Source organism: Hoyosella subflava DQS3-9A1, assembly GCF_000214175.1.
Lineage (GTDB): Bacteria > Actinomycetota > Actinomycetes > Mycobacteriales > Mycobacteriaceae > Hoyosella > Hoyosella subflava.
This window is the reverse complement of the sequence record NC_015564.1, coordinates 2,663,591-2,684,329: the sequence shown is the minus strand read 5'-3', so window position 1 is coordinate 2,684,329 and position 20,739 is coordinate 2,663,591. Positions and strand designations below refer to the sequence as shown.

Here is a 20,739-nt window from a genome sequence, read left to right as displayed (position 1 = left end):
TTACATTTCTTTAATGTTCGTCAATAAGGTGGTTTGGCTAGGGAGAATGGAGGGCCGCCGGGCTTGTGTTCGGGCTATGAGCGACTAGTTTTCTCGCAATAGTCAGGTTTTGCCTCCGGGCTCAACGGCGACACCAAGCCATCTGGCTGCGGCGGGGAGCGTAGGACCCTGGATCAGGGTGAAAATGACGACTAGCACGAGAACGATGTCAAAGAGGTTCTCGGTGCCTGGAATCCCTTGTGCCTGGGGGATTGTTGCCAGGACGATGGGGACCGCGCCGCGCAGTCCGGCCCAGGAGAGAAAAGCCTGCTCACGCAATGGTAGTTGCCATTGCAGCGTGCGTCTTCTGCTCGACGGCGTCTGGCCGTCCGCTCCTGAAGGACGCACACTGATCATCGCGGCGGAGGTCACCAGCACTGATGCGGGACGGGCGAGCAGCAAGAGCGCGCCGCCGATGATCAGTGCCGGTGCGACTGCTGCAGGGAGATCTCGCGGGGTGGCGAGCAGTCCGAGCATGACGAATAGCGTGATCTGGGCGACCCATGCGACGCCATGTGCGAAGTTCAGGGTGTGACGCCGGTGCGGGAGTTGCGCGTTGCACAGGAGCAGGCCAGCGACGTATGCCGCGAGAAAGCCGCTCGCACCGAGCGCCCCTGCTGCTCCGAACGCGAGCAAGGGCAAACCGAACATCGCTGCCGGGTAGAGGCCTGGTTCGGGCACCGCGATACGCCGCAGCAGCCACCCGCCGAGTGTTGCAATCACGAGTGCGACCAATGCGCCTGCAATCAGCTGGTACGTGAACATCGCTACGGACCCCACAAGTCCGGTATCCGCCCATGCACCAGACACAACGATGACAACGAGAATGACCACCGGTGGATCATTCAGGCCGGACTCCGCTTCGAGCGCGGACCGAACGCGTGCATGCAGGGGGAAACGCCGCAAGATTGAGAACACGGCGGCGGCGTCGGTCGACGAAACGATGGCGCCGATGAGGACTGCGACCTGCCAATCGACTCCGAGCGCGAATCGAATCACCACGGCGACGACTGCAACGCTGATGCCAACGCCGACCGTAGAAAGGAGAAGTGCGAACGGCAACGCTGGACGAATCTCTGACCACCTGGTGGAGAGACCGCCCTCGGCCAGGATTACGGCCAGGGCGAGAAATCCGAGGACCTGAGCGAGATTCTTGTCGTCGAATTCGATGCCCAGACCGTCTTCCCCGATGATGAGTCCGAGACCGAGAAATGCGAGGAGCGCGGGGAGCCCGATTCGTGTCGCAAACGTCACCGCCACCGCGCCGATCAGCAGAATCAGCATTGCGCCTAGGAGGGCGATGTTGAGCTGATCCGTTGTCACCGTGTCCGTCCCCTTCCTCAGTCGCGCGCGGCTCTTATCAGGCTTCTGGCGGTCCGTCGTTCATCAGTTGATCGGCTGCGGCGTCGAGTCGCCGGGGCAGATCCGACGACGGGATTCTGGCGGAGTGGGGGATCCGTGAACTTATTGCTGTCCCGTAGCCTGCCATCCGGATCGCATCCTCGACGATGGCATCGGGGGTATCCGGCCAGGGAAAGTCGGGTTGCGCGATGAGTAGTGACACGCAGCCGTGCAGCGCTGCCCAAAGGGACAGCGCAAGACGTTCGGAATCGCCTTGCAGGATGCCGGATTCGACGCACTGCGTGACTGTGTCGGCATGGAACTGGTAGCAAGCCTGAGCGGCCTCAGATACTCCGCGAGTCATCGAGGGGCGCATCATGAGCACCCGGTACTGGATCGGGTGCGCCAGGGCGAACTGCGCGAATGTACGCCCTTGCTCGGCGAGGGCCGAGAACGGGTTGCTGCGTGTCTTTCCGCGTTCTCGCACCTTGGCCCCGAGTTGTGACCAGACCCGTAGGCACACGGCTTCGAGAAGTGCTTCTTTGTCCGCGAAATGGAGGTAGACCGCAGGGGTGGTCACGCCAGTCTTCGCGGCGACCGCGCGCATTGTGAGCGCTTCCTCGGTTCCACTCTCCTCGAGGAGTGCTTCGGCTGCGTCCAGAATGTCGTCACGCAGCCGGGCGCCCTCTCCTGGCCGGGCCCGGCTGCGTGTACGTGTCATAGATTCAATCTTCCCAGGCGGAGGTTGACACTGTCAACCTGACGGCGTTAACTTAGTGTTGCCAAGCAGTAGCGGTGACCACCGCGATACCTAGATGGAGCCCGTCATGAGCGAGTTCGCGCGCGCGACACATCCCAAACGGAACGATGTGGATCGCTACGGAGTCACCCTCGACGACCAGTGGTCGATTGGGGACAAACTGCACGGTGGATATCTGCTCGCCGTGGTGGCGCGCGCTGCCGCGGCCCGTGCCGATGAGGCGAAACCGGACGCGCACCCAGATGTGTCCGCGATCAGCGCGACGTACGTGCAGCCACCGGAACCGGGTGCCGCCGAAGTTATCACCGAACTGCTCCGGAGTGGGCGCAGCGCGACGCAGGTCCAGGCGCGACTTGTGCAGGACGGGGCCACGTGTGTGTCCGCGCTCATGACATTCGGCGCGCTCGGTGCTGACGATCCGTACTGGACCTCAAGTGCCCCAGTGGATCTCCCGCCGAGGGAGCGCTGTGTTCGCATTCCCGTGGAGTCGCCAGGTGTTGATGCCCGGCTTTCGCTGATGGGGATGATTGAACAGCACATCGACCCCGCCGCACTAGGATTCGCCATCGGTGAGCCATCGCGACGCGGCTTCGTTGGAACGTGGGTGAGTCTGGCTGACGGCACCGCCTGGGACCCCTTCAGCATGCTCATTGCACTCGACCCGTCCCCACCTGTGTCCCTCGAGATGGGCATCCCGGGGTGGGCGCCGACCCTGCAGCTGACGGCATTTGTTCGGCGTCACCCCGCTCCGGGGCCGCTGCAGGTGCACACCAGCTCCGCGGAAATTAGTGACGACCGCATGGACGAAACGACGACCGTGTGGGACAGCGAGGGGCGTGTCGTGGGGCAGGCAGTCCAACTTGCTGGTGTGCGCATTCCGGTGCCCGCCAAGCAGCGCCACTAGGCCGCAGGAGCGATTCGCCGGTGTGACACTGGCGTGTTGCACTAGCGCGGGCACCGTGGATGTGTTCTACTTGAGTCCGGTCGTAGTTTTCGGTGTTCGTTTCGTACGTGCTCGAGATCGATGTTGCGGTCGCAGGGCGCTCGGACCCGGGACACCCTGGCAGGATTGTCAGGAAACCCCCTCGTGTGCCCCCGACCTCAACCGGCTGGATGGGCTGGAACGTCTACCCATCATCTACCGGTAAGAGAAAGAAGTATCATGGCGCAGGGCACAGTCAAGTGGTTCAACTCGGAAAAAGGCTTCGGCTTTATTGCTCCCGAGGATGGCTCCGCTGACGTTTTCGTCCACTACTCGGAAATCCAGTCAAGCGGTTTCCGCTCGCTCGAAGAGAACCAGCGAGTTGAGTTCGAGATCGGGCAGAGCCCGAAGGGCCAGCAGGCCATCGCGGTTCGCCCCATCTGAGGTAAACCGGTCTGAGGTTTTCCCTCGACTTTAGTTCTATGCCCCCGTATCGCTCGTCGATGCGGGGGCATAGGCATTTCCTGGCGAGGTTCGATGCGCTAGCGTAAATCCATGCCGTTTGGTCATCAAGATTTGAACTCATATGCACTAGTAATTGGTGAATCGCTCATCGATATCGTCAGCCGCCCCGGCGAGGATGTTTCCGCTGCGGAACACGTGGGGGGCAGCCCGTGCAACGTCGCCGTCGGACTGTCGCGGCTCGGGCGGCAGGTTGAATTTGCCACACAATTCGCCGCTGATCGCCACGGTGAGATGATTCGCAGCCACCTCGAAGCCTCAGGGGTGGGAACAACTTTCGTCACTCCGGCTGCCCGGACTTCCACGGCGAAGGCCCTTCTCGATGAGAACGGTGCCGCGCGCTACGAATTCGATATCCACTGGGATATTGCTGCGATAGCAACTCCGCACCTGCCTGCCCTCATTCACACCGGCTCGATTGCCACGTTTCTGGAGCCAGGAGCAGAGGCGGTAGCCGCCACGCTTGCGGGGGCGAGTTCGGTCATCAGTTTCGACCCCAACGTCCGGCCCGGCTTGATCACCGACTCTGGCCGTGCACGCGATCGCATCGACCATTTCGTGTCATCGGCTGATGTTGTGAAGGCGAGTGACGAAGATCTCGAATGGTATGCACCCGGAGTGCCGCCAGAGGAAGTGGTACGTGACTGGCTCTCTCGCGGGCCCTCTGTCGTCGTGGTGACGAAAGGCAAGGAGGGCGCATTCGGTGCGTGCCGTGACGGAGAAATCGAAATCGCCCCGCACAAGGTCGACGTCATCGACACGGTCGGCGCGGGTGATGCATTCATGACTGGGATACTCGACTCGCTCTGGTCACGCGACATGCTCGACGGGCGGCTCGCAGCGATCACCTGCGATGAACTTGCCGGAGTGCTGAACGATGCGGCAGCGGTCTCTGCACTCACGGTGGCCAGGGCTGGCGCTGATCTCCCAACGCGCGCGGCCCGCGACGCCTACGTCGCCGCACGAGCCTAACTCGAATACCTGCAGCCTGATCTTGACCCACCGCACCACGGAGTTACGATAAACATCTGAACATCTGTACAGATGAGAGGGTGACCTGTGAGTGTGAGTACGCCCGCCCGTGCCGCAGGAGCCGCAACCTGCGCACTCACAGTCGTTCTCACTGGATGCGGGACACCAGCAGCTGAATCCGCCTCCCACACAATTGTTCTCGCCGATGGCCACGCACTTGGCGGCTACAACCCAGTTGCGGGCTATGGGCCAGCAGGGGAAGCGAAGATGTACGACGGACTGCTGCGACTCAGCGGTGGGGAAGGGTTGCCAGATTTCGAGCCTGCGCTCGCCGTCGAACTCCCCGAACCAAACAGCGACGCCACATCGTGGACTGTCACCCTTCGCGAGGGCGTGAGTTTTCACGACGGCTCCGCTTTCGATGCCGAGGATGTCGTCGCAACCTACACGTCGATCCTCGATCCCGCCTCAGCGTCTGAAGCGCGCTCCTCGTTCGACATGATCGAGGCGGTCGAAGCGCTGGACGAAACGACCGTACGCTTCACCCTCGCGCATTCGTACGCCGCTTTCCCGACGAAACTGCTCATCGGGATTGTGCCGTCGGAATCGGTCGCGGAACCGGGGCTTGCCGCTGAATCACCCCTCAACAGCAATCCGATCGGAACGGGTCCTTACCGGCTGACTGGGCTGTCTCCAGATCGAGCCGTGCTCGAGGCCAACGAGGACTACTGGGGCGGTACTCCGGAGGTGGAACGGATCACGCTCCTGTACGTACCCGACGACAACACTCGTGCCCAGCGGATGGCCACCGGGGAGTTCGACGGAACGAGCCTGCCGCCCCACTTGGCCGCGACATTCGCGGACCGCGTGGGCATGTCCGTCCAAGCGAGCACGTCTGCTGACTGGCGGGGCATATCGATGCCGACGGGCAACCCCGTCACCGGCGATCCTGTCCTGCGCCGGGCCTTGAATCACACGGTGAACCGGACCATGATGATCGACAACATCTTGGCAGGTCACGGTCGCGCCGCGCATACACCGTTCCCAGAGGTGTACGGGGACGCGCACAACCCTGAGGCCACGTTTTCCCATGACCCGGACCTGGCGGGGAGATTGCTTGATGAGGCGGGCTGGGAATTAGGACCGGACAACATACGGGTGAAAGACGGTCAGCGAGCCGCGTTCACGCTGATGTACAACTCTGCTGACACAGTCAGGCGGGATCTTTCCCAGGCCTTCGCATCAGACGCGCTCGCGATCGGTGTGGAAGTCAGCCTCGAAGCCCTTTCCTGGGACAGGATTACGCCCCGCATCGACACTGATTCGATTCTGATCGGCGGCGGAGATGAACCCTACGACCCTGACACGCAGGCCTACAAGACTCTTCACTCGGCATACCTCGATCCTGATGCAGGGAGTGTCTACGACAACGCAAGCCGCCACGCGAACGCGGCGGTCGACGAAGAACTTGACCGGGCTCGGCGCAGCACTGATCCTGACGAACGCGCCGCCGCGTACCGCGTTGTGCAGGACGTCTACATCGATGACCCCAGCTACGTGTTTCTTGCTTTCCTCGATCACGTGTACATTTCCAGGGACTCGGACTGGGTAAAGTCACCTCCCGTTCTCGAACCGCACTCACATGGCGTCACATGGGGACCGTGGTGGTCGGTCCATACCTGGACACGATCGCCATGACCGCCCTTGCCGTCCGTGCACACGAGCCACGTCACCCCCGGAGGAGCCGGTACCGCAACCGGGGCCTGAAGGCGATGATCATGTACCGGCTGCTGCTGTTCGTCCCTGTACTCGGCGGCGTCTCCGCGGGACTATTCGCTGCCGCAGCTGTGTCTCCGTTCGATCCTCTGGCTGGCTACCTGGGTAACCGGTACATGACGACCAGTGAAGCGGACAAGGCGCTGATCGCTGACGAGTTGGGCCTTCACACGCCCTGGTACGAACTGTATTTCTCGTGGCTGCATGCCGTATTGACGGGTGACCTGGGCATGTCGCGAAGCTTCAGTCAGCCAGTGGCGCAGGTGCTCACGGAACGGATCCCGTGGACGATTCTGCTGGTTTCCGTGGGGATGACAGGGTCGATTCTCATCGCGCTGGCTGTCGGTGTATGGGCGGGTATGCACCGCGGCGGTCTCATCGATCGGGCGGTCGCTGCAGCCTGCATTGTCATTCAGGGACTGCCGCCGTTCGTCCTTGCGCTCGCGGCGATCGGTATCTTCGCAGTAGGGCTGGGGTGGCTGCCGCCAGCTGGCTTGACGGACGCTGGTGCGGACCCGACATTCGGGCAGGTCGCACGACACCTAGTCTTGCCCGCCGCTGTCCTGGCGGTCTCGCAGCTTCCCTGGGCTCTTCTTGCAGTGCGCGAATCAGTATCGGCCAACCGCGGCGAGGACTACGTGGCGGGAGCGGTCGCCCGCGGCGTGGACATGCGGACAATCACACGTCGCCACATCCTGCCGACGTCGCTGGCTCCGTTCGTGACCATTATCGGGGTTCGATTGCCGGAGGTCGTCGTCGGCGCGGTGCTCGTCGAGGAGATTTTCTCCTGGCCTGGTGCTGCGGGGGCGCTCGTCCAGTCCGCCCGCGATCTGGACATGCCGCTACTCGCGATCCTCACGGTAGGCACGACCTGCGCGGTCCTGGTTGGCTCGTTGCTCGCCGACATCGCCTACGTCCTCCTAGATCCGAGGGTGAAGGCCGATGGCTAAACGACGCCTCTCCATCTGCCTTGTCATCCTTGGGCTGGTCATCGCGTACGCCGTTGTCGTGCCGTGGTTCAGCGACGTGAACGATCGGGTGACGAACTTCGCGGCCGCGAGACAAGCACCGTCAGTGGAGTTCTGGTTCGGCACGGATTCAGCGGGACGGGATCTTTTCGTGCGCATCGCTTCCGCGATCCGTACGTCACTGCTGGTGGCGCTCGCATCCGCATTACTGGCCACCCTGATCGGCGTGCTCGTCGGGACACTGTCCGCGCTGGCCGGCGGCTGGATCGATCGGATCGTCATGCGCCTGGCTGATGCAGCAAATGCGCTACCGCACTTGCTTCTCGGCATCGTGATCGTTGCGCTCTTTCGCGGGAACGTCGTCGCGATCGTGCTGTCGATCGCGCTAACACACTGGGTGCAGGTCGCCCGCATTGTGCGTTCCGAAGCGCTGAGTCTCCGAGAGCGTGAATACATCAGTGCGGCGGTACTGGCGGGGGCATCCAAGCTGCACGTGTTGCGGACGCATATTCTGCCAGCGGTCGCTCCGCAAGCGCTGATCGCGATTGTTCTGCTGCTCCCGCACGCGGTCTGGCACGAGTCGACACTGTCCTTCCTGGGCTTCGGGTTGCCCCCACACGAGCCGAGTCTGGGAACCCTGCTGGAGGAGGCGCGTAGTTCGCTGCTGCTGGGTGGCTGGTGGACGCTCGTGTTCCCGGCGGGAGTTCTCGTCATCACGACTGTGTCGGTCGCGGTCGCGGGGTCGGCGCTGCGCACGCTCACTATCCCACCGAAACCGTCGAAGGTGCCGCTATGACCCTCACAGATGTTTCAGTTCAGGTCGAGAGCGGTCTGATTGTCCAGGACCTCACCGTCCGCATTCCGCTTTCGCGGAACACCACCGTTCACGCGGCAACCGGCGTGAGTCTCAACGTCGCGAGCGGCAGAATCACTGGGTTGGCTGGCGAATCAGGATGTGGCAAATCAGTTGTCGCGAGCGCGGTGATGCGAATGCTGCCGCGCCACGCTGTCGTCTCGGGGAATGTGATGGTGCGCATCCACGGCGAGGCAGTAGACGTGCTGACAGGGACCCGCGCTCACCGCGGCCGCCACGTCGCATTGGTGCCGCAATCGCCGTCGACACATTTCACGCCGGTTCGAACCATTAGGTCGCAACTCGACGAGACGATAGCGACGCTCGAATCGCCCTACGGCATAGAGGAACTTGCTCAGCGCGTCGGGCTCCCAACTGAATTGCTGGATTCGTACCCGCACGAACTTTCCGGCGGGCTGGTGCAGCGGGCGGCAATCGCCGCAGCGCTGGCGGGTGAACCCGCCGTGATCGTTGCGGACGAACCCACCGCGAGCCTCGACCGGCGCCGAACCGATCAGGTCCTCGATCTGCTGCGCGAGTGCGCGGACGCGGGTGCCGCAGTGTTGCTGATCACCCACGATCTCGGTGCCCTGCTGCGAAAGGATGTGGCGGACACGCTGGCGATCATGTACGCGTCACGCATCGTCGAGGTGGGGCCCGCCCGCGATGTCCTCGCCGACCCGTGGCACGAATACACCAGCGCTCTGCTCGCAGCGCTGCCGGAACGCGGACTGAAACCCCTTCCACGTGTGACGCCTGCACTCACAGACCTGCCGCCTGACGTCTGTGCTTACACCGGGGCACCAACAACACTTGTCACCCGTGGTGATCGCACGCTCAGGGAGCGGAGCATCTGATGCTCGCCGCAATGGCGGTGACAGCAGGCTACGAGCGGGCGGCTCCCGTTCTTAACGATGTCGACTTCACGCTCGAACGAGGTGAGGTGGTGGGCCTCGCGGGTGAGTCAGGTTCGGGTAAGACGACGCTCGCGCGTGTGTTGTCAGGGCTATTGCGGCCGGCCTCGGGCACAGTGACGCTCGATGGGCAACCGTTGGGCCGGCAGCGCGGGGACGTCGCGATGGTTTTCCAGTCCCCCCGAGTAGCCACGAACCCGCGGTTCACTCTTGCACAGATCATCGCGGAACCAGCTGTGATCGCAAGACGGCGCGTGGACGTGGCCGAGCTTGCTTTCAGCGTGGGTCTCACCCAGGACTTGCTGAGCCGCAAGCCCCACGAGGTTAGTGATGGGCAGCTGCAGCGCGCGTGTGTCGGACGGGCGCTCGCGCAGCAGCCTGCGTACCTGCTGTGTGACGAAGCAACATCCATGCTCGATGCCGCGACGACCGCACGGATTGCGCGAACACTGGTGAACTACGCCGGGGACAGTTCGGCAGGCGTGCTCCTCATCAGTCATGACGAGGAACTGCTCACGGTGTGCTGCACTCGGGTCGAACGTCTCGGCGATTCACACCCCTGACAGTGGTGATCGCTACTGTCCGATGCGCTGGAACGGCTCCGTCGAGAAAACGACCTCTACGGGCACACCGAAGAACGCAGCGATGCGGAGAGCAAGGTGAAGGCTCGGACTGTACTCGCCTCGTTCGAGGTATCCAATGGTCTGATAATGGACACCAAGAGCCTCGGAGAGTTCACGCCGGGAGATGCCGCGCTCCACACGGAGCACGGCAATCCGGTTGTAGATGGTGTCGCTCACGGCGGTAATCGTCGGCCCCTTACTGGTACATCTGCATTGCGCGCTGCTTGCCTGCCTCTACAGCTGAACCTGATTGTCTCCGGGCGACTCGGCGAAGCACTATCGGGGTCAACAGCAGCCCGATGACAGCCCAGAGACCGAGAACGCCGATCATTTCGATAGTGCGCCACGATTCGCCGATCTCGAGGGCGACAGCGTCACCGGGGAGCAGCGCCGAACGCATACCGAGACCGAGCCAGTACATCGGCAGGAACTGGGCGACAACCTGAACCCAGCCCCATAATGCTTGGAGCGGGAAGAAGATCCCGGAGATACCGAACATGATGATCATGGGGAGCATGCCCCATGTGCCGATCTTGTTGGGGCTTTTGATCAATGAACCGACCACAATGCCAATTGGAAGCACCGCGAGCAGCCCAAGCACGATCAGTCCGAGAACAGCCAGCCAGGACCCGACACCCTGCGCGGCGAAGCCGTCGAACAGGAACAGCCCCGGAATAATGAGGATCGCGAGCATCGGTATCGCACTCACGGATTGGAACAGCACCTGCCCGCTGACGTATCCGGTCATCCCGTGTGGCGTCGCTTTCGCGCGTAGCAGCGTTCCGTCCTCGCGTTCGACCGCGAGAGCGTACATCGGACCGATGTATGCTCCGAACGCGATAAGCGCACCCAGGATGCTCGGCAGCGCAACCGCAGGGTAAAGAAGGTCGGTGCCCTCGACCGCGGAGTTGCGGTTGAAGTACAGGTAGACGAGGACGCCCGCTCCGAAGAACAGGTAATACCCCAGGTCCTGGGGGCTTCGGAGGCTGTTAAGGAACTCTATCCATCCGCGGCCTAGTCCCGCGCGGACGGCATGAAGGTGCGGGTTCACAAAGCCTCCTCGGCTATCGGCATGAAGTCGGTTTTCGCGGTTGGTGCGCCGGATTCGTAGCGCTGCACCATCGTCAGGTAGGTGTCTTCGAGGTTCGTGCGCCGGATTTCAAGATCATCGATGTCGTCGCCCCACTGGGAAAAGAGCTCGCGTGCGAAACGTGTCGGTTCCGACGTTGCGTGCAGGAAATGCTCGCCCCCACGCGTCCACCGCACTTCCGCGTCACGAGCGACCGATCGAGCGAGTTGTTCGGGTGTCCCGTCCGCCACGATCCGTCCTCCGGCGAGGATGAGCACTCTGTCCGCGAGCTTCTCAGCCTCAGCAAGATCGTGTGTTGTGAGCAGAATCGTGGTGTCTTCGAAGTCCGTGAGTCGGTGGATCAAGTCGTGGAACTCGCGCCGCGCCTGCGGGTCAAATCCGGCCGTTGGTTCGTCGAGGAAGAGCACTTCGGGGCGTCCGACGATGCCGATTGCAACATCGAGGCGCCGACGCTGACCACCGGAAAGCGTGCCGATTTTTTTGTTCGCGTGCTCGGTGAGTCCGACCATCTCGAGGAGCTCGTCAACCTGGTACGGACGTGCCTTTCCTGGGGTGGAGTACGGCTCGTAAAAGCGTCCGAGATTCTCCAGCAGCGCACGGACCCGCCACCGTGCGTGGTCGCGCCAGGATTGCAGCACGACACCCGTGCGGGCGCGCCAGTCTTCATCACCTGAAGCGGGGTCGGTACCCAAGACAATGGCGTCGCCAGCTGACCGGATGCGGAATCCTTCGAGGATCTCAATCGTGGTTGTCTTTCCTGCCCCGTTTGGGCCCAGAAGTGCAACAACTTCTCCCCGGTAAGCGGAGAAGGTTACACCGTCAAGAACGTCAACTGTCCCGTACCGCATCCGCAGATCGCGGACCTCCAGGACTGGTGCAAGCTCGGGTACCCGGTTCGGCATGGAGCCTCTCTCATAGTTGAACTGCTCAAAATGATAGTAGATATACTATCTAAAGTAGCGAGACTCGTACAGTCTGAGTTCTTTGATGCTTGAGACGGGGGTAACCGAGGTATACCGGACTAAGCGCGTCAAACATCCGAGGAAGGAAACCGGCATGGCACCTACACCCACCGGGCGGCTCGTGAGGGCAGCTGACCGCACGGAACTCGTCATCAAGCGGACATTTCCCGCTCCGATCAGTGACGTTTGGTCGAGCATCACAGAGAGCGATCGGACCGAGCGATGGTACGGCCCGTGGAAGACCAGCGACGGTGACAAGCCGGATGCCGGATCGTCTATCAGCGTGCAGATGCTCTTCGAGGAGGGGCAGCCGTGGTGCGATGCGCGGATCGTGCGGTGCGAGCCTCCGAGCAGGCTGGATTTGGTACTTCTCACGAGTGAGGACGAATCTACCGCGTGGCGAATCAGCCTCACCCTGGGGGAGGAGGCGGGCTTCACGACTCTTGCGCTAGCTCATCACATCGTCCCGGGCGTTGACGTGGGGGATGTCGGAGCAGGCTGGGAGTATTACCTCGACATGCTGGTTTCAGCACGCGAAGGGTCTCCCCAGCCGAAGTTTGAGGACTACTACCCCGCGCAGCGCGAGCACTTCAGCAGTCAGGAGATCGCCGAAGACTGACTGTCCACGAATTGTCGCGGTGTGAGGCCAACGGTCGCGGCGAAATCGCGTGAGAAGTGAGCTCTCCCGCACTGCAGCAACTGCGGTGGTCCCGCCAGCGGGCAACGAAATCACCGCTTCGCCGAAGTCCGCTGCGATCGCCCGGTGGTCCAGCTTGACCGGCCCGCGGCTTTGTGGTGCGTTCACGGGAAAAAAAGTGACCTATGTTTGCCCGCCTACGCGCGACAATCACATTGTGAGACAGCCTGCCGTGTCGCTGGAAGGCGGGCAAACAGCAATCCTCGTGTCCCACATCCAGTCCCGCATCTGTCGCAGATCTTCAAGCGCCACCACTGAACTCGCCAATATTGTCGCTCGTATGAGCGAGCAAATGAAAGCAGCAAAACGGCCAGTACACAACGCGATCGACTTCTAGACCGCGGTGTTCGGCGCGAGGGTTCTCAGCCGCCTCGATCCTTTTGACAAGGTGACCGCCCAGCTAGGTCACTGGAACAGACTCGTGTTTCGGCGCGCCCACTCCGCAAATGTCATCGCTGGTCTGCCCGTGAGTTCTTCGACGAGCTGATTTGCCTGCTGGGGTGCGTCGATGAGTTCCGCGTGGATATCGACGTACCACTCAGCCTGGTCGCCCATCGCGGGGATGAGGTTCGCGATTGCTTCCTCGCGGGATACTTCGATGAACGGAATCTCCCGGCCGAGTGCCTCGCCGATCTGTCGCACCATCTCGCGTCTCGTGAGTGTTTCAGGTCCGGTCAGCTCGTAGGCCCTGCCGATGTGGCCGCCTTCGGTCAGTGTGCGGGCGGCCACATCGGCGATGTCCTCCACGGCGATCGGTGCGTTCGCGGCTTCGGGGAACGCGTCGCGAACCGCGCCGGTGGTCTTGATCTGATCAGCCCAGATCTCGGTGTTCCACATGAATTCGCCCGGACCGAGGTGCGTCCATGGCACGCCCGAATTTTCCACGGCTTCCTCGACTGGACGCCACCAGCCACCGCCAGCTAGGTCGACGATGTGTTCCACACCTGCCTCCCGCGCCATCGCCGTAACGGCACCGGCAGTCTCGACCACTGGCGCGAGATACATCCGTTCCACACCAGCTAGCGCCCGTGTGAGCGTTTCGGGGCGGCCCACGTAGCCCTCCACGACGTCGACGCACTCGGGTAGTTGAGCTTTCGCTGGATTCGCGGTTAGTGCGCGGATATCAGTCGCGCCAAGCTCGAGGAGTTCATCGACGACGAGCCGCCCGATGTTCGCTGTGGCGCCTGTAACCAGGATGGTCATAAAGGTTATCGCTTTCTCGTATGACGTACGGAAGGCCTTTTATCGTATGGTATACGAAAATGGAGCGAAGGAGTACCCACCGTGACCATCTACAGCGGCTCAGCGGACCCCGATCGTGTGCTTCCCCTGCTCTGGCGTCATACGGCGGGTGCCGCTGCAACTGCGCCAACTGCAGGGCGCAAGCCGGGGCTCACGATTGATGCCGTGGTTGCGGCAGGGATAGGTGTGGCCGATGCCCTCGGGCTCGACGCGCTATCGATGAGCCGTGTAGCGGGACAGCTCGGAGTCGGGACAATGACGCTGTACACGTACGTACCGTCGAAAGGGGAACTTCTCGACTTGATGGTCGACAGCGTGCTCTTCTCGGCAGACTGGCCATCCGCAGAAGGGTCGTGGCGAATCCAGGTAACGAGGTATGCAGATGTGGTGCGTGGCATGTACCGGCGGCACGTGTGGCTTGGCCAGGTGTCCACCGTGCGCCCGCCAATCGGCCCGGGAATGCTCGGCGAGAGTGAATATGTCTTGTCGGCCCTCGCTGACGTGAATCTCCCACCGCGGCAGCGAACTGCAGCTGCGCACGCCATCACGATGCTCGCCCACGCCATCGGGCGCGAGGAGGCTGAGGCTGCGTATTTGGAACGAGTGACCGGGCAAAGCAACGATGCATGGTGGGGTGACCGGATGGAGTTGTGGGAAAAGTACTTCGAGCCTGCGCGCCACCCTGCAATGACGGCAGCGTGGGAGGGCGGTGGCTACGACGAGACAACCACAAGCCAGACGTCGCACGCCGCCGAGTTCGCGCTGAAGTGCTTGTTGGACGGGATTGGCGCGAGCTAGTGGCCGTGCGAAAGCGGTGACCTCATCGGATTAACGTTCAGGGTGGGGAAGTACCACCCCTGCGGTGTGTTCAGCAGCTCGCCCTTAGCAGCGACGATCGAAGCATGTCCGGAGTTCCGGGTATGAACGGGTGAGTGAGAGGTCGTCATGTCGGTCGGGTTGCTTGCAGACATTCAGATTGAATTCGAAATAGAAACACCGCGTCGCAATATTGACGTCGCCTTGTTTGCTTTCCGTCCTTGGCGGAATGAATACTTGGAACTCGATTCCCGCCCAATCTCTTGATCAAATGTGATGTGAATCACATACAATGTTTGTATGGCTACCTAACTAGGGAGCCATCACTTTGATTGGGAACGGGCTGGGCGCTCGTGTCGCGCACGACGCGCGGCCCGGGAGGAGGCGTCATGAAATCCGCGATCAAGAGGGTCGCGGCGGGCCTGTTCGCTGCTGCTTTCGTTACGGCAGCCACGGTTGTCGGCGGGACAGCAACCGTGCAGGCTAATCCAGTTCCGGTGGCACATGAAACGTGCAACGCGAACCCGGTATTTGGAACTGCCGCGTACTCACAATGTTTCACCCCCAACGTGACGCATCGCGTCAGGGTGACGTGCTGGGCATGGTGGGCGCCGTGGACCACCTACGATCGGCACGGCCCCCATGTGTGGGGCTTCCAGCAGTCGTGGACGAGTTGTGATGTGCCATTCACGCTGCGGAGCTGGCACGTTGAAGTAACGCATTGAGCGTTCTATGAGGTAGTGCGGTAGGCGGCGCGGCGCAGGTCGGGGTGGCGGTCAAGATACTGCGCAAACGTCACTTCGCCTAACGCATTGCCAGGGCTCAGATGGTAACCCTCCGAGTATCCGCGGAAGATAGCGCCCGGAAGTGAAAAGGGCACTATTCGGCGTTTTCTGCCAGCGGCAGCCACGTACGCGTGTGCGAGATCCGTAGCCGACTCGACTTGCGGCCCGCCGATTTCGATTTCCCCTTCCGCTGGGCTTGATGCGGCGATAAACGCCAGGCGTGCAGCAACGTCACCCGCATCAATTGGCTGAAACCGAATGTTCGGTACGACCATTACAGGGGACTTTGCCGACGCTGCGAAAATCGCACGCACCAGGTCATGAAACTGTGTTGCGCGAACGATTGTCACGGGCAAACCGGAACTTCTGAAGACCTCTTCGGCCCGTAGCTTCTGTTTGTAGTAGGGCAGCGGAATTCGGTCCACGCCGACTATCGACACGTAGACGACGTGTGAAACCGACGTTCGCTGAGCTGCTTCGGTGATCGTGTGAGCGAGCTTTTCCTCAGTGTGGCGGCCGAAACCTGTCGCGCAGTGAACCACCGTTCCCACGCCTTCCATCGCGCTGTCCAGGCCGGCTCCGGTACGCAAATCCCCCTGGATCCACGCAAAGTCTTTTTGCTGCGAAGACCTGGACTTCCGGCTGACGCCCCGAACACTGTGCCCCCGGGCAAGGAGCCGGGCGACAACTTCGCGCCCGAGCATCCCTGAAGCACCGGTGACGAGTACGTCCATCAGAGGTACACCATCTCGGCTTTACCGTGCGTCAACGGACGCGTCCCGTTTTCCTCGATCACGAATGTCTGGCTCAGGCCGACACCTCCAAGTCCGATGGAGCGGAAAGACCCCGGCATGTGGAAAACCATTCCGGCTTCTAATGGCTCGGGGTTGTCGATCGTGATGTTGAACGGGGCTCCGTCCATCCAGTGGGGTGGATGAGCAAGGCCAACGGGGTAGCCGTACAGCTCGTGGAACACCACGCCGTCGGGGAGCGGGCCGAGCGCCTTCGTCACCTGCTCAGCGACGTCTCTGCACGCCACGCCCGCGCGCGCAGTCTCCAGTACTGCGGCGACACACGTTTCGGATAGATTAGCCAGGGTTTTCACCAGGGCGGAGGGCTCGCCACGGCAGACTGACCGCATGATCGGGGCGTGGTACCGGTGGTGAGTTCCCGCGAACTCGAGGAATGTTGAACCATCGACAAGCGGAAGATTGCGCCACGTCGAGTGCGGGATACCGGCCCGCTTACCCGTCGCTACGACAACTTGCCATGCGGAACGCGAGGTGGCCCGCTCGACAAGACCGGCGCTGATCGCTGCGGCAACCTGCGCGTCCGTGGCGCCGGGCGCCGCGGCGGCCGCGATGCCGGCCTCGACGCCCCGCTGTGTGGATTCCGCTGCGGTCTCCACCGCGCTGATCTCGGCTGGTGACATCACGAGCCGTACTGTGTCGGTGATGTCTGCTCCCGTCGCTACTGAAACAGAGGCGGCACGAAGGCCGTCAACGACAGCGATCGGAGTGCGGGAGTCCGTTCCTATCCGCGCGGAAGTACCGACCTGATGGGCGACGTGATCCCCGACATTCGCGTACGCGAGATGGGCGACGGCGTACCTGAAGTACCGCACCTCTGGAGCGTACGAGCTTGCGACAGCCCGGCCGACTTCGAAATCGGGAACGAACAGCACGAGGTCCGAGCCTGTCACGAGGACTGGCTGCGGAATCGTCTCAGCGGAAAAGTAGCCGCACAGGTATTCCACCGCGGCGGGCCGTGACACAACCAGCGCGTCAAGCCCCGCGCCGGCCATCGCAGCACGTACTCGGCTGAGGCGCTGCTCGTACTCGGCCGCCGGGAAGGAAGGTTCCTCCGCACCGGACACAGCGGACAAACGGTCGGGATCGGATAGCCAAGGGGGAGTCGCACACTCACCCAGGGGCAGCAGGTTGGGAACTGGGCTCATGCCCCGACCCTACGCGCACTCAGCCCGCCTGGTTAGCTAACTCTAGACGCGCGAGAGGAGTCATTAATGTCCCAGCCTGATCAGCGCACCGTCACCGAGGCGCTCTTCGAACAGTGGTCCACACTCGACGCCCTGCTCAGCGAACTCACTGAGGATCAGTGGCACACACCGACCGCCCTTCCTGGCTGGACGGTTCACGATGTTGTTTCACACATCATTGGTACGGAGTCGCTGCTACTCGGCGAACGGGCGCCAAAGACGGACACGGACGTCAAGGAACTCGAGCACGTCCACAATGACATCGGTGCGTTCAACGAAAGATGGGTGCTACACCTGCGCGCGCATAGCCCGACGGAGATGCTGCAGATATTCCGGGAGGTCACTGGACGTCGACGCGAGTTTCTCTCCAGCCTGACCGACGCGCAGTGGACCGAAGAGACGATAGGTCCGGCAGGTCCCACGACTGTGGGTGGGTTCATGCTCATCCGCTTGTTTGACTGCTGGGTGCATGAGCTCGATATTCGCGACGCAGTCGGCATGCCCGGCGACGAAGGCGGGGTGCGAGGCGACCTATCGATGGAGGTGATATCCAGGGCGATCGGCTTCGCTGTCGGGAAGCGGGCACAAGCACCCGCCGGATCCAGGATCGTGCTTGAGCTGACAGGTGCGCTCGCCCGGACGTTCAACGTGGCAGTAGAGGGACGCGCACGACTCATCGAATCGTTAGACGCGGATCCAACGGTGCATCTGCGGCTTGATTCTGGCCTGTACGTACGGCTTGCGTGCGGGCGTGTTAATCCTCAAGACAAGTGGGATGACATCGAGTCAGCGGGAGACGCCGAACTCGGACGCCGTATCGCGGAGAACCTCAAGTTCACGATATGAGCCGCTAGCGCCGAGCCCGGGTGCTTTTGTGCGGGTACGTCCAAAGGGTACGTCTTCGAAGAGATTCTGTACGTTCTGCACCTGCTCGTCTAAAAGCAGCTCCGGCTGAAGAGCCGGAAGGAGCCAGAATGACTAAGCAAGCGGAGGTGCAGCGCCGGACACTGCTCGTCCTGGTCATTGCCCAGGTGCTAAGTGGGGCTGGCCTCGCTGCCGGGATCACCGTGGGTGCGCTGCTCGCGGAAGATGTTCTGGGCTCGACGAGTCTCGCGGGTGTTCCGGCTGCACTATTCACTGTGGGCGCCGCCGGAGCTGCCTACGCGGTTGGGCAGATCTCGCAGCGCTGGGGCCGCCGAGCTGGTCTCGCAAGCGGTTATGCGGCGGGTGCGCTCGGTAGCGGCGGTGTCGTCATCGCGGCGGTGGCTGAATCCCTGCCGCTACTCACAATTTCCCTGCTGATCTACGGCTCCGGCCTCGCTACCAATCTGCAGGCGCGGTACGCGGGCGCTGACCTCGCTGAACCAGCGCGGCGGGGGAGCGCGATCAGCATTGTGATGGTCGCGACCACGGCAGGCGCGGTGGCCGGGCCGAACACAGTTACGGTATCGGGCGACATCGCGTCACATTGGGGGATACCCCCGCTTGCGGGTCCGTTCATGCTCGCCACACTGGCGTACGGGCTCGCGTCACTTGTGCTCTACGCGGGGTTGCGCCCCGACCCGCTGCTTCTTGCCCGTGAAATAGCTGCTGCTGCGTCTGAGAGTGCAGAAACAGGCGCGGTGCGCGCGCCGCGCCTGCTCGCTTCAGGTGCGGCGGTGATGACGATGACGCAACTCGTCATGATCGCCATCATGACCATGACGCCGATCCACATGCTCCATCACGGCCACAGCCTTGGAGCTGCGGGGGTAGTGATCGCGGTTCATGTCGCGGCGATGTACCTGCCGTCGCCTGTCTCGGGAATGCTTGTGGACCGGTTCGGAGCTCGCCTCGTTGCCGTGGCTGCGGGGGTCACCCTGATCGCGGCCGGCGGGGCTGCTGCCACGAGCGACTCGGTTGCGGGATTGATCGTCGCACTTGCGCTGCTCGGGCTGGGCTGGAATCTCGGACTCATCAGCGGCACCACAATGATCACAAACGCGGCGCCGATTCAGCAGCGCGCCCGCATCCAAGGTGGCGTGGACCTCGGAATTGCACTAGCGGGAGCAGGCGGGGGATTTGCTTCCGGATTCATAGTCGCATCCACGTCGTATTCGGTGCTTGCCCTCGGGGGCGCGATTATCGCCGCATGCATCGTTCCACTACTGGCATTTCGTTCAGTTGCAGACAAGAATCACAGTGAACGAAAAGTGACTAATAGGCACAAGTAGGTCCGCCTGACAGGAGCTGGAAAAATGTCTGTAGTACACACAGAACGTCGCGGCCGCGTCCTCACCGTCACGCTGACAAATCCACCGCTGAATTTTCTGAACGGATCGATTATGGACGAGCTCTACGAGCTTTTCCTTTCGCTAGATAAAGATCACTCCGTTGGCGCGGTGGTGCTGACGAGCGGAGTCAAGGATGTATTCATTTCGCATTACGATGTCGGGGAAATTCTGCACGGAGTTGAAGCCGCAGGCGTGGAATTACCGGCGGCAGTAGCCGGGAGTGTGCTCCGCGCGCAGTCAGCGATCGAGCACGTTCCAGGAGCACGGCAGTTGATGGGCCGCACACCGGCGCATGGCACGCAGTCGTTGCTGCGCTATCACCAGACATGCGCGCTGATGCAGCGGCTCAACAAGGTGTTCATCGCCGCGATCAACGGCCGTGCGCTTGGCGGCGGCTCCGAACTCGCACTTGCCTGCGACATCCGCATTATGGCTGACGGCCCATACCAGATCGGGCAGCCCGAAATCTGTGTCGGAATCATCCCCGGCGGCGGTGGCACTCAGCGTCTCCCACGGGCAGTGGGGCACGCACGGGCTCTCGAAATCATGCTCGAAGGCCGTCCGCTCAGCCCTGACGAGGCCCGGGAGATCGGATATGTCCACCACCTCGTCGACCCGGAAAACCTCCTTGAATTCGCTGCCGAGACAGCCGAACGCCTGGCCCGCCGGTCACCGGCAGCAGTGAAGGCAATCAAACATGCCGTGTACGGGGATCCCTCGCTGGCGAGCGGATTACACCGTGAGCGTGCGGAATTCGTTGCAGCCGGGTCGACGAAGGAAGCGCGCGCGGCCATGCGCGCCTATCTCGAGTTCCTCGACCAACTCGAGGAACGCGGCGAAGACATGAGCGAAGAAAACTTTGCCCCCTGGATTGAAGGAACTGCCTTCGACTTCACGGGGTGACGGCATGACCACCCCTTGGGTGGGTATTTTGTGGCGCAGATCTCTCAGAGGATAGCGGTGGGTCCAGAAAGGGCCCACCACACCGGAAGAGGGAGAACACCATGAGCATCGAAGTTATGGCGCGGTCGTTGATCGAAGCGACAGATACGGACGTAATGGAGCGCGCAATCGTGGAGGACGCGGCCTTCGAGTCGTTCGCCAGCGAGTACGCGATGATGTCGTCGCGACCGCTGTACGGCTGCAAGGGATGCCACGGCGGCTGAGTGTTCTTAAGACGTACCGAGA

The 20,739-nt window shown here is 62.2% G+C and carries 23 protein-coding genes; 15 read left to right on the top strand and 8 right to left on the bottom strand.

The genetic code is table 11. The features are described 5' to 3' along the window. Positions 1-102: 102 nt before the first annotated feature. Both AS9A_RS12705 and AS9A_RS12700 read right to left on the bottom strand, forming a co-directional pair. Positions 103-1,362 carry a potassium/proton antiporter gene (locus AS9A_RS12705; RefSeq protein WP_013807436.1) on the bottom strand — a complete coding sequence of 420 codons (1,260 nt, stop codon included), beginning with the start codon at positions 1,360-1,362 and terminating at the stop codon, positions 103-105. A gap of 37 nt (positions 1,363-1,399) precedes the next feature. After that, positions 1,400-2,101, bottom strand: coding sequence for a TetR/AcrR family transcriptional regulator (locus AS9A_RS12700; RefSeq protein WP_013807435.1), 702 nt, complete (start codon positions 2,099-2,101; stop codon positions 1,400-1,402). A 106-nt stretch (positions 2,102-2,207) separates the two neighbouring features. Here AS9A_RS12700 and AS9A_RS12695 point away from each other — a divergent pair, with 106 nt between their 5' ends. The 8 genes from AS9A_RS12695 (at position 2,208) to AS9A_RS12660 (ending at position 9,630) form a co-directional block, all read left to right on the top strand. Further along, a complete protein-coding gene (locus tag AS9A_RS12695) occupies positions 2,208-3,044 on the top strand; it encodes a thioesterase family protein (protein ID WP_013807434.1) in 837 nt (278 codons plus the stop codon). Positions 3,045-3,302: 258 nt separating this feature from the next. Further along, the gene (locus tag AS9A_RS12690; RefSeq protein ID WP_013807433.1) at positions 3,303-3,506 is read left to right on the top strand and encodes a cold-shock protein; all 204 of its coding nucleotides are present in this window, start codon (positions 3,303-3,305) and stop codon (positions 3,504-3,506) included. 111 nt (positions 3,507-3,617) lie between these two features. Continuing rightward, a complete protein-coding gene (locus AS9A_RS12685) occupies positions 3,618-4,556 on the top strand; it encodes a carbohydrate kinase family protein (protein ID WP_013807432.1) in 939 nt (312 codons plus the stop codon). A gap of 87 nt (positions 4,557-4,643) precedes the next feature. After that, positions 4,644-6,254, top strand: a complete 1,611-nt coding sequence (locus tag AS9A_RS12680; RefSeq protein WP_013807431.1) for an ABC transporter substrate-binding protein — start codon at positions 4,644-4,646, stop codon at positions 6,252-6,254. Next, a complete protein-coding gene (locus AS9A_RS12675; RefSeq protein WP_041451065.1) occupies positions 6,209-7,282 on the top strand; it encodes an ABC transporter permease in 1,074 nt (357 codons plus the stop codon). The genes AS9A_RS12680 and AS9A_RS12675 overlap by 46 nt, the downstream gene beginning before the upstream one ends. Next, complete coding sequence (locus AS9A_RS12670) at positions 7,275-8,096, top strand: ABC transporter permease (protein ID WP_013807429.1); 822 nt, start codon at positions 7,275-7,277, stop codon at positions 8,094-8,096. The genes AS9A_RS12675 and AS9A_RS12670 overlap by 8 nt, the downstream gene beginning before the upstream one ends. Next, complete coding sequence (locus AS9A_RS12665; protein ID WP_013807428.1) at positions 8,093-9,010, top strand: ATP-binding cassette domain-containing protein; 918 nt, start codon at positions 8,093-8,095, stop codon at positions 9,008-9,010. Before AS9A_RS12670 ends, AS9A_RS12665 begins: the two co-directional genes overlap by 4 nt. After that, positions 9,010-9,630 (top strand): ABC transporter ATP-binding protein, encoded by a 621-nt coding sequence (locus tag AS9A_RS12660; protein WP_013807427.1) that lies wholly within the window; start codon positions 9,010-9,012, stop codon positions 9,628-9,630. Before AS9A_RS12665 ends, AS9A_RS12660 begins: the two co-directional genes overlap by 1 nt. Before the next feature lie 12 nt (positions 9,631-9,642). On the opposite strand, the gene AS9A_RS12655 is transcribed toward AS9A_RS12660, so the two are convergent. From AS9A_RS12655 to AS9A_RS12645, 3 genes are read right to left on the bottom strand one after another with little or no spacing between them, the layout of a single operon-like run. Further along, entirely contained in the window at positions 9,643-9,867 is a 225-nt protein-coding gene (locus AS9A_RS12655; RefSeq protein ID WP_013807426.1) for a helix-turn-helix transcriptional regulator, read from the bottom strand. A gap of 19 nt (positions 9,868-9,886) precedes the next feature. Continuing rightward, positions 9,887-10,741 (bottom strand): ABC transporter permease, encoded by an 855-nt coding sequence (locus tag AS9A_RS12650; protein WP_013807425.1) that lies wholly within the window; start codon positions 10,739-10,741, stop codon positions 9,887-9,889. Next, positions 10,738-11,682: an ABC transporter ATP-binding protein gene (locus AS9A_RS12645; protein WP_013807424.1), complete on the bottom strand. Its 945-nt coding sequence runs from the start codon at positions 11,680-11,682 to the stop codon at positions 10,738-10,740. The genes AS9A_RS12650 and AS9A_RS12645 overlap by 4 nt, the downstream gene beginning before the upstream one ends. 154 nt (positions 11,683-11,836) lie before the next feature. Between AS9A_RS12645 and AS9A_RS12640 the strand changes: the two genes are divergently transcribed. After that, a complete protein-coding gene (locus tag AS9A_RS12640) occupies positions 11,837-12,361 on the top strand; it encodes an SRPBCC family protein (RefSeq protein ID WP_013807423.1) in 525 nt (174 codons plus the stop codon). A 483-nt stretch (positions 12,362-12,844) separates the two neighbouring features. Here the strand turns inward: AS9A_RS12640 and AS9A_RS12630 are convergent, their stop codons facing one another. After that, on the bottom strand, positions 12,845-13,642 hold the full coding sequence (locus tag AS9A_RS12630; protein ID WP_013807421.1) for an NAD(P)H-binding protein: 798 nt from the start codon (positions 13,640-13,642) through the stop codon (positions 12,845-12,847). 81 nt (positions 13,643-13,723) lie between these two features. Here AS9A_RS12630 and AS9A_RS12625 point away from each other — a divergent pair, with 81 nt between their 5' ends. Next, positions 13,724-14,479 (top strand): TetR/AcrR family transcriptional regulator C-terminal domain-containing protein, encoded by a 756-nt coding sequence (locus AS9A_RS12625; protein ID WP_013807420.1) that lies wholly within the window; start codon positions 13,724-13,726, stop codon positions 14,477-14,479. A gap of 407 nt (positions 14,480-14,886) precedes the next feature. Beyond that, a complete protein-coding gene (locus tag AS9A_RS12620; protein WP_013807418.1) occupies positions 14,887-15,222 on the top strand; it encodes a hypothetical protein in 336 nt (111 codons plus the stop codon). A 5-nt stretch (positions 15,223-15,227) separates the two neighbouring features. On the opposite strand, the gene AS9A_RS12615 is transcribed toward AS9A_RS12620, so the two are convergent. After that, entirely contained in the window at positions 15,228-16,016 is a 789-nt protein-coding gene (locus tag AS9A_RS12615) for an SDR family oxidoreductase (RefSeq protein ID WP_013807417.1), read from the bottom strand. After that, complete coding sequence (locus AS9A_RS12610; RefSeq protein ID WP_083826539.1) at positions 16,016-17,239, bottom strand: M24 family metallopeptidase; 1,224 nt, start codon at positions 17,237-17,239, stop codon at positions 16,016-16,018. The genes AS9A_RS12615 and AS9A_RS12610 overlap by 1 nt, the downstream gene beginning before the upstream one ends. A 66-nt stretch (positions 17,240-17,305) precedes the next feature. Here AS9A_RS12610 and AS9A_RS12605 point away from each other — a divergent pair, with 66 nt between their 5' ends. The 4 genes from AS9A_RS12605 (at position 17,306) to AS9A_RS24130 (ending at position 20,717) form a co-directional block, all read left to right on the top strand. Further along, positions 17,306-18,124 carry a maleylpyruvate isomerase family mycothiol-dependent enzyme gene (locus AS9A_RS12605; RefSeq protein WP_013807415.1) on the top strand — a complete coding sequence of 273 codons (819 nt, stop codon included), beginning with the start codon at positions 17,306-17,308 and terminating at the stop codon, positions 18,122-18,124. Between the two features lie 128 nt (positions 18,125-18,252). Then, entirely contained in the window at positions 18,253-19,491 is a 1,239-nt protein-coding gene (locus AS9A_RS12600; protein ID WP_013807414.1) for an MFS transporter, read from the top strand. Between the two features lie 24 nt (positions 19,492-19,515). Continuing rightward, on the top strand, positions 19,516-20,454 hold the full coding sequence (locus AS9A_RS12595; RefSeq protein WP_013807413.1) for an enoyl-CoA hydratase/isomerase family protein: 939 nt from the start codon (positions 19,516-19,518) through the stop codon (positions 20,452-20,454). A gap of 101 nt (positions 20,455-20,555) precedes the next feature. Next, complete coding sequence (locus AS9A_RS24130) at positions 20,556-20,717, top strand: hypothetical protein (RefSeq protein ID WP_013807412.1); 162 nt, start codon at positions 20,556-20,558, stop codon at positions 20,715-20,717. Positions 20,718-20,739 lie beyond the last annotated feature (22 nt).